Origin of the sequence: Williamsia sterculiae (assembly GCF_900156495.1) — a bacterium.
In the GTDB taxonomy this organism is placed as follows: Bacteria; Actinomycetota; Actinomycetes; order Mycobacteriales; family Mycobacteriaceae; genus Williamsia_B; species Williamsia_B sterculiae.
The window spans coordinates 91,410-107,225 of sequence record NZ_FTNT01000001.1 but is presented as its reverse complement, the minus strand read 5'-3'; the positions used below and the strand labels follow the sequence as shown (position 1 = coordinate 107,225).

The window sequence follows — 15,816 nt, the reverse complement described above, 5'->3', positions numbered from 1 at the left end:
ACCGGACCCGTGTCCGCGGGTCAGCAGCAGCTGCTGTTCCTCGACGAGTTGTCCGGTCCCAGCACCGATTACCTGCTGGTCGCCGATCTCGACCTGCACGACCCGCTCGACGCCGACCTACTCCGTGCGGCGCTGCTCGACGTGACCACCCGACATCCTGTGCTGCGCACCGTCTACCCACGCAGCGACGGCAGGCGGGAACAGCGGGTCCTCGACCCCACCGACATCGGCGACCTCGTCGACGTGCACGATGACGTCACCGTCACCCCGTTCGATCTCACTGCCGACCTGCCCATCCGCATTGCCCTGGACAACGGCGCGACGCCGCCGAGGTTGCGGATCACACTGCACCACATCGCCTGTGACCAGGAGTCGGTGCCGATCATCCTCGCTGACCTCGCCGCCGCCTACACCCGGCGGCACGACGAGGAACCGACCGTCGAGCACGCGGAGAACCCGGCGGCCGATCAGGTGCAGTTCGCCCGTTGGCAACACCACCTGCTCGGCGGACCGGACGACACGACGTCGCGGGCGGCAACCGAACTCGACTTCTGGTCCCGCCGGCTCGCCGACGTGCCACCCATCGCCCCCCTGCCCCACGACTTCCCCCGACCCGAGGTCTCGACCGCACAGGGTGAACTTCTCACCGCCGCTCTGGCCGGGGACATCGTGGCGGGATTGCGGAAGCTGACCGATGACATGTCGGTGACGCCGCTGATGGCGTTGCACGCGGCGGTCGCGCTGTCGCTGGAGGCCTGCGGCACCGGTGACATCGTGGCCCTCGGCACCGCCGTCGACGGTCGCACTCACCATCAACTGGCCGGCACCGTCGGCTACTTCGTCAACACCGTCGTGCTGGCCACCCGGGTCGACGTCGATGACACCTTCACCGACGTGGTCCGACGGGTTCGACGCGACGACGTCGAGGCCTACGACCACCGCACAATTCCTTTCGAGCGCGTGGTCGAGCAGCTGGCGCCGCCCCGGCCGTTGGGTGTCAACCCCTTGTTCCAGGTGATGATCGCGCAGTTCGACGACCGGCCGCTGACCGCGGACTTCGCCGGAGACCTGGCCCGGTCGCGGTTCGGGGGCGGTGGGGTGTCCGCCAAGTTCGACCTCACCTTCGGTATCGGACGGACCCACGAAGGGACCGACGCGATCTCCCTCGTCTACGACACCGAGCTGTTCACCGACATCACCGCACAGGGACTGCTCGACGCGGTGCACATCGCCCTCGCCCACGGTGTACGGCATCCCGACGAACGGGCGTCGCGTCCCGTGCCGATCGCCGCGGCCACCGATGGACCGCTGCCCCTGGCCGCCGACCAGCGACGCCTCGTCAACGCGGACATCGGCCCCGAAGCCACGCTGCAGCACACCATCCCGGGCGGGAGTGCCGAACTCGTCTATCGGATGGCGAGTCGGAACGATGCGCTGCGGATGGTCCTCGACACCGCTGGTGCGGAGCCACGACTCCGGGTGCGGGACATCGCCGAGGTGATCGCCGACGATCCGCTGTCCCCGGTGACCGTCGACATCGAGAACCGGGGGTTCGTCGCCCGGCTCGCCGACGACGGCCTGCACCTACAGGTCCATCCCCTGCTCATCGATCCCGAGTCGTGGTCGCTGATGGGAATCGACAGTTCCGACGCCCGGTTCACCGACTATCTGCGAGGCGCCGCTGCGACGGCCGCCGACCTCGACATCGTCGAATCGGGTGAGATATGGCTCGATCAGGGAGATGCCGCGGCCGAGGCGCTGGAGAGTCGTCCCCGCGCCCTGCCCACCGTCGGCAGCACGACCGGTGACCAGCATGCCCCGATCACCCTGCGTCGACGTATCGACCGGCCCCGGGTGTCGCTCGATCTGACCGACACCACCACCGGTGCCCTCATCGCGCTGGCCCGTGCATTGCGCTCGGATGCGTCCGATTTCGCCGAACTGGTCGAGGTGGACGAACCCGACCGCGACCGTCGTCCGGGCCTCGTCGGTCACCTGCGCCGGCGGTATCCTCGCCTGCTCACCCCCGAGCTGGCCGGCTCCTCACTCGACGATGCCAGGGCGCAACGAGATTCCGGTGACATCCCGCATCCGTCCACATTCGACATCGCCGGGTTGGTCAGCCCGCACACCGAGGGGATCTTCGAGGAGTTCCCCGCCCCGACGGCGTCGTTGACCGTCAGTCATGGTGGTGCGGCGTTCCGACTGCCGACGTCGACCCCTGTCGACGCCGCACTGGTCGTCGACGCTGAGGCGCTCGAACTGGTGGTCACGGTGGCGGCACCGTCGTCACCCCACGCGGTCACCCATCTCGTCGACCGCTGGATCGACGAGTTCGCCATGCTCCTGCCCGAACTCGCACGACCGGAAGACCCCGCCGATCTGCTGCCCCGGTTGTCCGACGCCGAGATCAATCGGCTCGAGTCCGTGGTCGGGCCGGCCCGACGCGTCTGGCCACTCTCCCCGCTGCAGACCGGACTGCTGTTCCACCTGCAGGCCGCCGACGACTCGGACGTATATCTCTCACAGACCACCGTCGAGATCCGCGGCGCTCTGGACCGGGATCGACTGGCCGTTGCCGCCGACGCCGCCGCCGACGCCTATCCCAATGTCGCCGTGGCTTTCACCGAACTCGGCGGTCGCACCGTGCAGGTGGTCCCCGAGCGCACCGTCATACCGTGGACGTACGCCACCGGAACCGACCTGGATGCGTTCACCGCGGCCGAACGTGCCAAACCGTTCGACCCGCACGACCCTCCGCTGTTCCGCTTCGGTGTCCACACCGAAGGGCCGCACCGGCATCATCTCGTCTTCACCGCGGAACACATCCTGCTCGACGGGTGGTCGATCTGGCGCTTCCTGATGAGCGTGCTGGACTCGTACACCGACACGGCTGCCGCGCGGTCCCGCCCGGTGACGCCCTTCAGCACCTATCTGTCCTGGCTGCAAGGTCGCGATGTCGCCGAGGCCAAGGTGGAATGGTCCGAGTATCTCGGCGGCATCGAGGAACCGACGTTGGTGGCGCCGCGTGAACAGTCACTCGGTGCCACCACCGCCCGCGAGTCACGGGATCATCGGTTCCGACTCGAACCGGAACTCTCGCGACAACTGTTCCGGACGGCCGAGCAGACCGGGGTGACCCTGTCGACGGTCTTCGAGGTGGCCTGGTCGCTCACCCTGCGGCACATCACCGGATCCGACGATGTGAGTTTCGGGTCAGTGGTGTCCGGTCGACCCGCCGAGATCGACGGGATCGACACCACCATCGGCCTGTTGTTCAACACGGTGCCCACCCGCTTCGTCCTCGACCGCTCGGCGTCGATGACGCAGACGTTGCGGGACGCTCAGCAGCGCAAACTGTTACATCTGGTCCACCCGTATGTGACGCTGTCGGAGCTGTTGCAGCTCTCCGGTCACCGTGCCCTGTTCGACACGTTGTTCGTGTTCCAGAACACGCCAGTGTTGTCCCCGGACAAACCCTTCGGACCGCCCGGTCGGGAGATCTACGTCGACGACGTACGACTCGACGACGCCACCCACTACCCGATCACGGTGGTGGTGAATCCCGCCGATCCGGCGGTGTCGCTGCGGGTGATGTACCAGGCCGACGTCATCTCCGAAACCCGGCTGACCCGTTGGTTGGACACCTACACCCGGATCCTGACCGCCATTGCCGAACACCCCGACGGCGCGGTGAGCCGGCTCGATCCACTGTCCCCCGCAGATCGTCACCTGGTGCTCGACACCGTCAACCGGACCCGCCACGAGGTGCCCGAGGAAACCGTCTATGACCTGCTGAACGAGCAGGCCGTCCGATCGGCGGAGCACCCGGCCGTCCGCTCGGGTGCCACGATGCTGACGTATGCCGACCTCGTCGAGCGGGCCAACCGACTCGGACGGGTGTTACTCGCCCACGGCGCAGGCCCGGAACAACGGGTGGCCCTGCTGCTGCCGAGATCCGAGGCGATGGTGGTCGCCCTGTTCGCGGTGTTCGCCGCACACAGCGCATATGTCCCCATCGACGCCGAGCATCCCGCCGAGCGCATAGACCACATGGTCGACGCAGCCGAACCGACGGTGATCCTCACCGACTCGTCGCTGGTCGACCGACTACCCGCACATCTGCGTGACGATCCGCGGACCCTGTTGTTGGATCGGATCGACGATCAGCTTTCCGCGGTGTCCGGCGATCACGTGACCGACATCGATCGAGCCACACCGAGCTCACCGGATCAACTCGCCTACATCATCTTCACCTCCGGATCGACCGGTCGACCCAAAGGGGTGGCCGTGCCGTACCGCGGGTTGACGAACATGTACTACAACCACGCGGAGACGATCTTCACCCCCGTCTTGCGCGAGCAGGGTGGTCGACGGATCAAGATCGCGCACACCACCTCCTTCTCCTTCGACGCGTCCTGGGAGCAGTTGCTCTGGTTGTTGGCCGGCCACGAGGTGCACGTCATCGACTCCGACATGCGCCGCGACCCACCAGGGTTGTTGTCGTACTTCGACACCCAGCGCATCGACGCATTCGACGTGACCCCCACCTACGGGGATCTCCTGGTGGATTCGGGTCTGTTGAACCGACCTCGGTGTCGGGGACGCAACGATGCCGACGACACCGGTCTGATCTTCGTCTCCCTGGGCGGTGAGGCGGTCGGTGAGAAGCTGTGGACGGCCCTGCGTGACGCACCCGGGGTCGGCGGGTACAACCTCTACGGGCCGACGGAGTACACCATCAACGCTCTCGGCGCCGACGTCGCCGACACCGTCACTCCGAGTGTGGGACGGCCGATCTGGAACACGCGCGCCTACGTCCTCGACTCCACGCTGATGGCGGTCGGCCCGGACGGTGTCGGCGAGTTGTATCTCGCCGGCGCCGGGATGGCCCGCGGATACGTCGCGATGCCCGACCGCACCGCGGAACGGTTCGTGGCCTGCCCCTTCGGCGACCCGGGCGAGCGGATGTACCGCACCGGGGATCTGGTCCGCCGGTGCCCCGACGGCACCCTGGACTATCTCGGTCGTGCCGACGACCAGATCAAGATCCGCGGTCACCGCATCGAACCCGCCGAGATCGCGAACGTGCTCACCACCCGGCCCGGCGTCGCGCGGTGTGCCGTCGTACCGATGACCGGGCCGTCGGGAAGCCCCGAGCTCGCGGCCTTCGTCATCGCCGACGACGAGCAGACGGCGTCGGACGACTTCCTCGACGGCCTGCGGAGGATCCTGCGCGAGACGTTGCCGTCGTACATGGTGCCGGCGGCGGTGACCGCCGTGACGGAGCTCCCGTTGACGGTCAACGGCAAACTCGACGTCCGGGCCCTACCCGAACCGCGGTGGGCCGGAGCCGAGGGTGCCCACACCGAACCGGAATCCGCACTCGAACAGGCCATCGCCGACATCGTCGCCGATCTGCTCGGGGTCGATCAGGTCGGCCGCGACGACGATTTCTTCGTCATCGGCGGACACTCGCTGCTGGCCGCGCGACTGGCCGGGCGAATCGGGTCGGTGGTCGGACGGTCCCTGTCGATCCGGGACGTCTACCAGAACCCGACGCCGGCGGGGTTGGCCGCGGCGTCGCTGTCGTCGTCCGATGGCGGCTCGCTGCTCGCGCCCGTCCTGACCCTGCGGGAGGGATCCGGGCCGACGGTGGTGTGTTTCCAACCGGCAGGCGGATTGGCCTGGTCGTACATGGGATTGGTGCGCTTCCTGACCGGTGACGAATCGGTGATCGCCTTGCAGGACGCATACCTGACCGACGGCACGACCGAATCCGAGACCTTCGATGCGTTGGTCGACGATCAGTACCGGCGGCTGCGGGAGGCTGTTCCGTCTGGTCCGTACCACCTGCTGGGTTGGTCGTTCGGCGGCCAGCTCGCCCATGAGGTGGGTTCCCGACTGCAGGCCGCCGGCGAGGAGGTGCGGTCGCTGACCCTGCTGGACTCTTTCATCGTCGGTGACGTCGCCCCCGAACCGGATCCGGAGATCAGCGCGGCCTTCGCCGACCACGTACGGACGGATTCGCTGCTCTCCACTCTCGACACCGAGGTGCAGGACCGGTTGATCTCCACCCATCGCCGGCACCTGAGGTTGACGGCATCACAGCAGAGTTCCCGGTTCGGGGGTGACGCGTTGTTGATCTGCGCGACCGAGGGCCTCGACGCCGAGCTGGATCAGCAGCGTGTTCGCATGTGGTCCCAACGCGTGGACGGCGAATTGCGGGTCGAGCGGGTGGATCTCCCCCATCTCGCCCTCGGTGAGGCTCGTGGTTGGAATGCGATCGGTACCACCGTGGCCGACCACATCACCCGGGAGCCGGGAGGCAGCACGGATCGGCGGTGAACGAGATCAGGCATCGACGTCCCCATCTCGGTGCGGGCGCCGACGAACCAGCGGGATGACCAGGGGCGTACCGGACTCGGGGTCGGTGATGATCCGACACCCGAGTCCGAAGACGTCGTCGACCAGGTCTGCGGTGATGATGTCGCGTGGTGGGCCCTCGGCGACCACGGCACCGTCTTTCATGGCGATGATGTGATCGGCGTAGCGGCAGGCGTGGTTCAGGTCGTGGAGGACTGCGACCAGGGTGCGTCCACCCGCGGTGTTGAGTTCGGCACACAGGTCGAGCAGGTCTATCTGATGCGCGATGTCGAGGAATGTCGTGGGTTCGTCGAGCAGGATGATCGGCGTCTGCTGAGCGAGCACCATGGACACCCACACCCGTTGGCGCTGACCTCCGGACAGTTCGTCGACCAGCCGATGCGACAGGTCGGTCACCCCGGTGGCGGCCATGGCCTCGACGACCGCGGACTCGTCGGCCTCGGACCACTGCCGCAACAAGCTCTGGTGCGGATAGCGACCGCGCGCGACGAGGTCGGCCACCCGGATTCCGTCCGGGGCGATGGACGTCTGCGGAAGTAGACCGAGCTGGCGGGCCAGCGGTTTGGACTGATAGCTGCTGATGGCCTTCCCGTCCAACAACACCGACCCGTGCTGCGGGGCCAGTAGGCGCGACAACGCCCGCAGCAACGTGGATTTGCCGCAGGCGTTCGGTCCCACGATGATCGTGAACGCACCGTCGGGGATCTCGACGGTCAGCTTCTCGCTGATCACGTTCTTGTCGTAGCCGATGGTGACGTCGTCGGCGCGCAACCGCGCCGTGCGACCGGTATGTACCGGCCCGCCATGATCCGCCATCGTCGTGCGACCCTCCGCCGCTTGCTGATCTGATCGCTTCACTGTCGTCGCGCCTCCCTGGCCAGCAGCCATATCAGGTAAAGGCCACCGATCGCCACGGTGATCACACCTACGGGCAGTCGGGCCGAGAACGTCCGCGCGGCGATGAGATCACCGGCGGTGAGGATGACCGCACCCATCGCCCCCGCGGGCAGCAGCGTCACCCCGGCCGATCGGGTGAGGACACGGGCCAGTTGCGGTGCCGCGAGGGCGACGAAGGCGATCGGGCCGGCCACTGCCGTGGACAGGGCGGTCAAGGCCACGGCGATGACGATCATCGTCAGTCGGGTCGGCTCGGCCCGGACGCCCAGGGCCTGTGCGGTGTCGTCGCCCATTGCCAACACCGGCATCCGATGGGCGGCGAATGCCACCCCGACCGACAGGACCGCGGCACCGATGAGGGCCGGACGCGCCTGATCCCAGACGATCCCGTTGAGGGTGCCCGCACCCCAGGTACTCGCCGACATGGCGTTGGCCAGATTCGCCTTGAGGATCAACCAGGTGTTCACCGAGGCGAGTACGGCGCTGATGCCGATGCCCACGATGATGAGCCGAAACCCCTGCACCCCGCGCTTGAAGGCGAGCAGGTACACCGCCAGCGCGGTGGCCACCCCACCGATCAACGCACCACCGCCGATGGCGTAGTAACTGGTCTGGTTCAGCGTGAGGATCACGATCAACGCCCCGGTGTAGGCGCCGGTGTTGAAGCCGATGATGTCGGGGCTGCCCAGCGGGTTTCGGGTCAGGGATTGGAAGATGGCGCCGCTGATACCCAATGCCCAGCCCAGCACGAAGGCCATCAGCACCCGCGGCAACCGCCAGTGCAGGACGACGAGACTCTCCGCCTCATCGCCGTGACCGACCAGGGCGGCGAGCACTCGCCCCGGGGCGATCGGAAAATCACCGCTGCCCAACGCCACCACCGAGATCGCTGCCGCGGCGAGTACCAACAGGGCGACCACGAGCACGGTACGCAGATCCACCCGCGCCGAGAGTCTCGACGCCGTACGCACGGTGAGCAGGCGCCGACCGAAATCGACGGCGTCGCTCGATCGTGCGGTCACAACCCGCTCACGCGGGCTCGTCGGATCATGACGATCAGCACCGGTGCGCCCACGAAGGCTGTCACGACGCCGGCCGGCATCTCGCCCGGCCGCACGATCAAACGGCCGGCGATGTCGGCCAACAGCACCAGGATCGGTCCGCCGACCAGTGAATAGGCCATGATCCAGCGTTGATCCGTACCGACGATCCGGCGGGCGAGATGCGGGATCATCAGCCCGACGAATCCGATCGGCCCCGCGGCCGCTGTCGCCCCACCGCACATCAGGGTCACCGCGACCAGACCGAGTACCCGGGTGCGGGTGATGTTCGCACCCAGGGCGCGGGCGACGTCGTCGCCCATGGCCATCGCGTTCAGCGACGGTGTCACCGCAAAGGCCAGCAGCAGACCGACCATGACGAACGGGCTGATCGATCCCGTCAGCGACAGCGCCCGGTTGGCCAGCGAACCCGAACTCCACCACCGCATCTGCTCGAAGGCTTGCGGATCGAGCAGCGTCAGGCCACTGGTCACGCCGGTCAGCAACGCCCCGACAGCCACCCCGACAAGGGTCAACCGCACCGGGGTCGCTCCACCGCGGCCGCGGGAACCGAGAACGTAGACCACGACGGTGGCGATCACCGCGCCGAGGAAAGCGAACCACACCTGCGACAACATCCCGCTGAGGCCGAGGGCGCCCACGGCCAGCGCCACACAGAACGCGGCACCGGCGTTGACGCCGAGCAGACCCGGATCGGCGAGCGGGTTGCGGGTCATGGCCTGCATCAACGTTCCCGCCGCCGCCATCGCAACTCCCACGAGCACACCGAGAGCGGTTCTGCCGACGCGCAGGTCGTGGACGAGCAGTTGGTCGTGGACCGAGGGATCGTAGGCGAACAACGCATCCCACACGACCGGCAGAGCAATGTATTTGGTGCCCACGGCGATGCTCGACAGGCAGACGGCGAGCAGCACACCGACCCCGGCGACCCAACCCACGACTCGGGCGGAGTTCGCCAGCGCAGACGCCGACGCCCCCGTGGGCACCTCATGGTGCCCACGGGGCGCGCGGGAATCGACGACGTCCACGAGATCTCGGGGGAAGACGATGCTGCCCTAGGTGACCTTCTTGCTCTTCTCCAACGCATCGGCGAAGGCATTGATCGTCTTGGTGTAGCGGGGGTAGCTCTTGTTGGCGCCGTAGTCCCACAGCACCATCTGTTTCGCGTTCACCGCGGCACTCTGTTGGAACACCGGGAACTTCTGCCCGACGTCGGCGAGCTTCACGTTCGCCGAGTTCGCCACGTCGTGGTAAACGAACGCGAGGTCGGCGGCTTTCGGCGGGAAGGTCTCCCACGAATACTTTCGCCAATAACCGTCGTCGGTGCGGTCCGGCGTGAACATCTTCAGACCCCACCGCGTGTAGTCGCTGAAGTCGGGATCGGCCTTCGGGTCCAGCACGTAGGCGACCTCCAGTGGCCAGACCCCCATCCCGGTGACGTCCTGCCGTTCAGCGGCGACCTTCTTGAAGCGTTCGACGGCGGTGTCGAAATCAGCCTTGATCCGCTTCTGGTCGTCGCTGTTCTCGTTGACACCCAGCGCGGTGTCGAGCTTCTGGTAGTTCTCGATCGTCGCGGTCGTCGAGGTGGTGTCGAGGGTGACGCCCAACGTAGGCGCGATCTGGTCGAGCCGGTCGGCCTTCGACGAGTCGGACGCGGAGGTGAGCTTGCCGAACTGCTTGAATCGCGGGTTGTACTCACCGACGAAGAGATCCGGCTTGAGCGCCAGCACCTTCTCCATGCTGATGTCACCCCACTTCTCGCCCACCGCCTGCACGCCGTCGAGGTCGAGGCACTTGAGGATCGGGCTCACGCTCAGCGGCGTCGTCGACCAGATCCCCACCGGCTTGATACCGGCCGCGTACAGCGCAGCCGCCGACTCCTCGTCCGCGATGATGCGCGTCGGCTGCTTGTCCAGCTTGACCGTCTTACCGCGGCCGTCGGTGAACTCGAAGGATCGGTCGGCCCGCGCGGGCGGAGCGACCTTGTCGGAATTCGCGCAGGCTGCGGGATCGGCATTCAGATCGACAGGCTTCTGCGTGTCGGACTCGTCCGATCCACCACACGCTGTGGCGAACACCAGCACCACCGTTGTCATGACGGTCGCACCCAGTGTCCAGACCGGACGGCGCGTTGCTCGGGGTGTCTCACTCCGGGCCTGTTTCATCGAACTCCTCCGTCGTCGGCGACCAAACCAGGTGAGCGTACCCTAACCAATGTGCGCTGGGAAGCGCACGCCCGGGCGGTCGTCGGCGCGAAAGCAGTGCCCACCAAGAGGTTTTGTCACCACCGCCGCGCCATTGAGCCCGAATCGTCCCATTTGGACGGCAGCGCTCGCGATGCTATGAAGGTAAGCCTAAGCACATGCCCGGTCGGGTTCGGCAGTTCGACGAAAGGACACCATGCGCGTCGTCATGTTCGGCTACCAGACCTGGGGCCACAAGACCCTCGAGGCGCTGATCAAGTCCCGGCATCAGGTGGAATTGGTGGTGACACATCCACCGAGCGAACACGCCTACGAGACCATCTGGGCCGATTCGGTGGAGGATCTGGCCCGGTCGGAAGGTATCGATGTACACCTGGCCAAACGGCCGACCGACGAGCTCATCGCCCGGGTCACCGAGATCGCCCCGGACATCATGGTGGCCAACAACTGGCGCACCTGGCTGCCTCCCGAGCTGTTCTCGATACCGACACACGGGACGCTGAACCTGCACGACTCGTTGCTGCCACGCTTCACCGGGTTCTCGCCGGTCATCTGGGCACTGATCAGTGGGGCAACCGAGACCGGCCTCACCGCGCACCTGATGGACGACGACCTCGACACCGGCGGCATCATCGCCCAGCGATCGGTCCCGATCACCGAATCCTCCACCGGCACCGGCCTCGTCCAGGAGACCATCGACCAGATCCCCGAGGTGCTCCTCGACGCTCTCGACCGGATCGAGGACGGTACCGCGACCGTCACCCCGCAGGATCTGACGCAACGGTCCTTCTTCCACAAGCGCGCCGAGGTCGACAGCCTCATCGATTGGCACAAGCCCGCCGATGAGATCGAACGCTTCATCCGTGCCCTGCAGGACCCATACCCCAACGCCTACACCCACTTCCGGGGTGAACGACTTCGGGTCGTTCGGGCGCACGTGTCCCGCAGCATCTACGGTGGCACCCCAGGACGGGTGTTCATCGGCGAGGACGACGGCATGGTGATCGTCGCAGGCGACGAGGCCTACCGCGGCGGGTCGCCCGGGCTGGTGATCGACCGGCTCCGCACCGACGACGGCACCGAACATGGCGCGCTGGACTACTTCCGTCATGGCGGCGGGTATCTGACCGACCATCCGTGAGGTGCGAACTCAGGCTCCTGGTGAAAGTTAGGTGATGGTATCCTAACGACCATGCCGAAGAAGGTGTTCACACCGCGCGGCCCCCGCGCATTGTCCCTGGTGGTCGCTACGCTGTTGAGCGTCGGACTCCTTGCCGCCTGCGGGGGGAGTGACTCGTCCATGGCGTCGGGATCCACGACCACCGTCGCGCACAAATTCGGCGAGACCAAGGTGCCCACCGACCCGAAACGGGTTGTCACAGTGGGCTACAACGACCAGGACTTCACTCTCGCGCTGGGCGTCGTACCGGTGACGACCCGCTCGTTCTTCGAGTCGTACAACACGCTGCCGTGGGTCGAGAGGGAGACCCGCGGCAAGGGCGTAGCCACGATGCAGGGTGATAGCATCAACTTCGAGGAGATCGCCAAGGCCAAGCCCGATCTGATCCTCGCCATCTACGAGACGATCGACAGGAAGACCTACGACCGACTCTCGCAGATCGCCCCGACGGTGATCCAGTCCGACAAGTACAAGGACGAGGAGACGCCTTGGGACGTACAGCTTCTCACCACCGGCAAGGCGCTCGGCAAAGAGAGGGAGGCCCAGGGCCTCGTTGATCAGGTGAAGAGCAAGCTCGACGCGGCCACGACCGCTCACCCCGAGTTCGCGGGCAAGACTCTCGTGGTCGACTACGGACCGGAGAACGGTGGCCACTACCTGATCGGTGGGAACGACCCGCGGCGCGCACTGTTCGACGCCCTGGGATTCAAGGCGCAGGACACCGTGGGCGACCTCTCCGAGGAGAAGCTGTCGCTGCTCGACCGCGACATCCTGTTCGTGGAGGGCGCGACCAAGCAGGAGCTGATCTCCTCACCGGCGTTCTCGCGATTGACCGTGGTGCAGAAAGACCGTGCGCTATACACGAAGTTCGACTCTCCTCTCAGCGGGGCGCTGTCCTACAGCGGACCCGATGCGCTGCTGTACGCGATCGACGTGGTGGTGCCGCAGCTGAGCAACGCCCTCACCGGCAAACCGGTGGCTGATCTCGCGTCCGCCTGACCGTCGATCACCACGGTCACCCGAACTCGACGCCATTGTCACGCGGTGCGTCGTGCCTGGATCACCAACAGCCACACCAGGTACAGACCGCCCACCGACACGGTGACTGCGCCCACCGGCAATTGCGCCGGGGCCAAAGCGATCTGCGCCACGAGGTCACTGAGCAAGAGCAGGAACGCCCCCATCACCGCCGCCGAGCACATGCTCACCCCCGGTGCCCCGGTGAGTCGACGGGCCAGCTGCGGGGCGGCCAACGCGACGAAAGAGATCGGCCCGGCTGCCGCGGTGGCGACCGCCACGAACACCACCCCGATCACGAAGTAGGCCAGTCGCGCCCGTTCCGGCCGAACACCCAGGGCGCCCGCGGCGTCGTCACCCATCTGCAGGACGGGCAACTCGGTACCGACGGTGAGCAACGCGAGCAGCGCGACGCCCACACAGATGAGGACCGGGTACAGCTGCCCCCACTCCAGTCCGTTGAGCGTGCCCTGGTTCCAGATGGATGCGGTGATCGCCTGATGCAGCTTGATCCTGATGACGATCCATTGATTGACCGAGCTGAGTGCCGCCCCCACCGCGATGCCCACGATGATCAACCGAAATCCGGCGATGCCGCTCTTGTAAGCCAGCAGGTAGACCAACGCCGCCGTGATCAGGCCGCCGACCACCGCGCCGAGCGCGGTCAGGTAATAGTCGGCCCCGAAAGCGGCGATGGCCACCAGGGCACCCGTGTAGGAGCCGAAACCGAAGCCGATGACGTCCGGACTGCCCAGTGGATTGCGCGTGAGGGCCTGGAAGATGGCTCCCGAGATACCCAGTGCCGCACCGAGGACGAGGGCGAGCAGGATGCGTGGAAGCCTGAAATCCAGTACCACCACCCTGGTGAACGACGAATCCTGTCCGGTGATCACGTTCACCACGTCCATCGGTGTCACCGGATAGTCGCCGACACCGAGGGCGAGGACCGCCAACAGCATCGCACCGACGACCAACGCGGTGATGACCAGCACCGAGCGCAACGGCATCCGCGTCGAATGTCTCGGACCAGGACGGAGCACCCACTGCCTCCGGCCGAAGTCGACGGCGGTCACAGGCCGCTCGCATCGGATCGGCGGATCAGCCAGACCAGTACCGGCGCTCCGATGAACGCGGTGACGATACCGACCGGGAGCTCGCCGGGCGGGATGACGACCCGCCCGACGATGTCGGCGGCCAGCATCATCGACGGTGCCGCGACCACACAGTAGACGCATATCCACCGCCAGTCCGGACCGGTGAACCACCGCACCACGTGCGGCACCATCAGTCCGACGAAACCGATCGGTCCCGCGGCCGCGGTGGCCGCGCCGGCCAACAGGGTGACCGCGACCAGACCCAGTACCCGGGTGCGGGTCACGTTGCCGCCCATGGCGGTGGCCAGGTCGTCGCCCAGGGCGACGGCATTGAGCGAGCGGCCGACGTAGACCGCCAGCAGCACCCCCACCACGACGAACGGCAGGATGGTCCAGACCACCGACAACGGCCGCGCGTCGAAGGCACCCGCGTCCCAGAATCGCAGTGTGTCGAATGCCCGTGGGTTGCGCAGTCGGATGGTGTAGCCGATCCCGTCCATGACGGCCCCGATGGCGACGCCTGCCAGCACCACCCGGACCGGCGTCGCCTCCGTGCGTCCTGTCATCCCGACGAGGAACACGAACATCATGGCCACGAGTGCGCCGAGGAACGCGAACCAGATGTACGAGACCACCGACGTGAACCCGCCGAAGGCGATGGCCGCGACCACACACAGGCTCGCACCCGAGTTGATTCCCAGAATCTGTGTGTCGGCCAGTGGATTCCGGGTCACGCCCTGGATGAGTGCGCCACACAGTCCGAGCGCGACACCGACCACCACACCGAGCACTGTGCGCGGCACCCGCAGGTCGTGGACGATCCACTGATCACCGGTGTCGGTGAAATCGGTGAGCGCACCCCACACCGTGCCGAGCCCCACCGTCTGCGTGCCGACCGCCAGGCTGAGCACGCACATGACCGCGAGTACGACCACCGCGACCACCAGACCGACCGCGCGCCGCCGTGAGACGCGCGCGAGGTACCGGTGATCGGGGACCTCACCGTCGGCGAGTTCGTCTGTCGCCGTCGTCGCGACCACGGACAGTTCCTAGAGACCGGCGCGTTCGAGCGCCAGATCGAACTCCTCCGAAGCGATCTTGTCGCTCTTGCCGTCGGCCAGGGCCTGGGTGTACACGGCGACGAGTTCCTCACTGACCCGCTCGAACTTCGCGTCCCACTTCTCCGAGTCGAACCGCCAGTAACCGACGATGTCGAATTGATCGGCCACCCATCCGCACTCGCGCCGGAAGTACTTTCGGATGTCACGCGACGCACCGGATTCCGTCGCCGACCAGCAGTACCCACGTCCCTGCGGCTGCGCGAAGTCGCGCACCAGGTCGGTCAACGCACTGGCCGCATGACCGTTGCCGGTGCCGACCGAGCTGATCACCTCGATGCCGTCACGAGCGGGAAGGTAATCGAGATCCCTCTCGTCGGCCACCTCGACGATCACCGTCGCCCGGGCGTCGGCGGGGAGTCCTTCGACGATCCGGGCGACCGCGGGCAGGCCGGCGAGGTCCGCGACCAGCAGCTGCCAATCGGCATTCGGATCGGGGCGATACCAGCTGCGCGCGGTACTCAGTACCACCTGACCGCCGATCTGCACGCTGCGGGCCCAGTCACTGGCCACGCCCCGTTCGTGCAGCACCAGGTCGACGGTGAGCTGCTTGCGGCCGGGCCCGGCCGTTCGCACCGTGTAATTGCGACCTTGTGGAACGGTGTCGGGGTCGTAGTACTGCCACACGCCGTCGCGGCACTGCATGGCCGGCGGGGCCGCCGCGCCGGGTGCGGGAAACCACACACAGAGCGCCTCGTCGCCGACTCCGGGTAGGCCCAGATCGTCGACGAACGGGACGTCCAGCACGACCCGGCGTATCCGCGGCCCTGGATCGGAGATGGCGACAACGGCGCCGAAGACGGTTCCCATGCGGGGAAGGGTACCCTAATAAAGACTCCGGTCGAGCTGCCGGGTCGG

At 66.9% G+C, this 15,816-nt stretch carries 10 protein-coding genes; 3 read left to right on the top strand and 7 right to left on the bottom strand.

Annotation, left to right across the window (positions count from 1 at the left end):
* Positions 1-9: 9 nt before the first annotated feature.
* On the top strand, positions 10-6,348 hold the full coding sequence (locus BW971_RS22190; RefSeq protein ID WP_456119717.1) for an amino acid adenylation domain-containing protein: 6,339 nt from the start codon (positions 10-12) through the stop codon (positions 6,346-6,348).
* Between the two features lie 6 nt (positions 6,349-6,354).
* On the opposite strand, the gene BW971_RS00460 is transcribed toward BW971_RS22190, so the two are convergent.
* From BW971_RS00460 to BW971_RS00445, 4 genes are read right to left on the bottom strand one after another with little or no spacing between them, the layout of a single operon-like run.
* Positions 6,355-7,203: an ABC transporter ATP-binding protein gene (locus BW971_RS00460; RefSeq protein ID WP_076475564.1), complete on the bottom strand. Its 849-nt coding sequence runs from the start codon at positions 7,201-7,203 to the stop codon at positions 6,355-6,357.
* A gap of 38 nt (positions 7,204-7,241) precedes the next feature.
* Positions 7,242-8,306 (bottom strand): FecCD family ABC transporter permease, encoded by a 1,065-nt coding sequence (locus tag BW971_RS00455; protein WP_076475562.1) that lies wholly within the window; start codon positions 8,304-8,306, stop codon positions 7,242-7,244.
* Positions 8,303-9,373 (bottom strand): FecCD family ABC transporter permease, encoded by a 1,071-nt coding sequence (locus tag BW971_RS00450; RefSeq protein WP_143690133.1) that lies wholly within the window; start codon positions 9,371-9,373, stop codon positions 8,303-8,305. The genes BW971_RS00455 and BW971_RS00450 overlap by 4 nt, the downstream gene beginning before the upstream one ends.
* A 27-nt stretch (positions 9,374-9,400) precedes the next feature.
* Positions 9,401-10,441, bottom strand: a complete 1,041-nt coding sequence (locus BW971_RS00445) for an ABC transporter substrate-binding protein (protein ID WP_076475560.1) — start codon at positions 10,439-10,441, stop codon at positions 9,401-9,403.
* A gap of 304 nt (positions 10,442-10,745) precedes the next feature.
* Between BW971_RS00445 and BW971_RS00440 the strand changes: the two genes are divergently transcribed.
* Together BW971_RS00440 and BW971_RS00435 are read left to right on the top strand one after the other, a co-directional pair.
* Complete coding sequence (locus BW971_RS00440; RefSeq protein WP_076475558.1) at positions 10,746-11,690, top strand: methionyl-tRNA formyltransferase; 945 nt, start codon at positions 10,746-10,748, stop codon at positions 11,688-11,690.
* Positions 11,691-11,741: 51 nt separating this feature from the next.
* A complete protein-coding gene (locus tag BW971_RS00435; protein ID WP_076475557.1) occupies positions 11,742-12,728 on the top strand; it encodes an ABC transporter substrate-binding protein in 987 nt (328 codons plus the stop codon).
* Between the two features lie 38 nt (positions 12,729-12,766).
* Here the strand turns inward: BW971_RS00435 and BW971_RS00430 are convergent, their stop codons facing one another.
* The 3 genes from BW971_RS00430 to BW971_RS00420 are packed head-to-tail and all read right to left on the bottom strand — an operon-like array spanning position 12,767 to position 15,768.
* Positions 12,767-13,819 (bottom strand): FecCD family ABC transporter permease, encoded by a 1,053-nt coding sequence (locus BW971_RS00430; protein ID WP_076475555.1) that lies wholly within the window; start codon positions 13,817-13,819, stop codon positions 12,767-12,769.
* On the bottom strand, positions 13,816-14,880 hold the full coding sequence (locus BW971_RS00425; RefSeq protein WP_076475553.1) for an iron chelate uptake ABC transporter family permease subunit: 1,065 nt from the start codon (positions 14,878-14,880) through the stop codon (positions 13,816-13,818). Before BW971_RS00425 ends, BW971_RS00430 begins: the two co-directional genes overlap by 4 nt.
* A gap of 9 nt (positions 14,881-14,889) precedes the next feature.
* Positions 14,890-15,768 (bottom strand): siderophore-interacting protein, encoded by an 879-nt coding sequence (locus BW971_RS00420; RefSeq protein WP_076475551.1) that lies wholly within the window; start codon positions 15,766-15,768, stop codon positions 14,890-14,892.
* Positions 15,769-15,816: the final 48 nt, after the last annotated feature.

What these genes read in the sequence shown, in the direction of transcription:
- BW971_RS00420 (WP_076475551.1), bottom strand. Translation starts at nt 15,768, where the DNA reads ATGGGAACCGTCTTCGGCGCCGTTGTCGCCATCTCCGATCCAGGGCCG.
- BW971_RS00460 (WP_076475564.1), bottom strand. Translation starts at nt 7,203, where the DNA reads ATGGCGGATCATGGCGGGCCGGTACATACCGGTCGCACGGCGCGGTTG.
- BW971_RS00445 (WP_076475560.1), bottom strand. Translation starts at nt 10,441, where the DNA reads ATGACAACGGTGGTGCTGGTGTTCGCCACAGCGTGTGGTGGATCGGAC.
- BW971_RS00435 (WP_076475557.1), top strand. Translation starts at nt 11,742, where the DNA reads ATGCCGAAGAAGGTGTTCACACCGCGCGGCCCCCGCGCATTGTCCCTG.
- BW971_RS00440 (WP_076475558.1), top strand. Translation starts at nt 10,746, where the DNA reads ATGCGCGTCGTCATGTTCGGCTACCAGACCTGGGGCCACAAGACCCTC.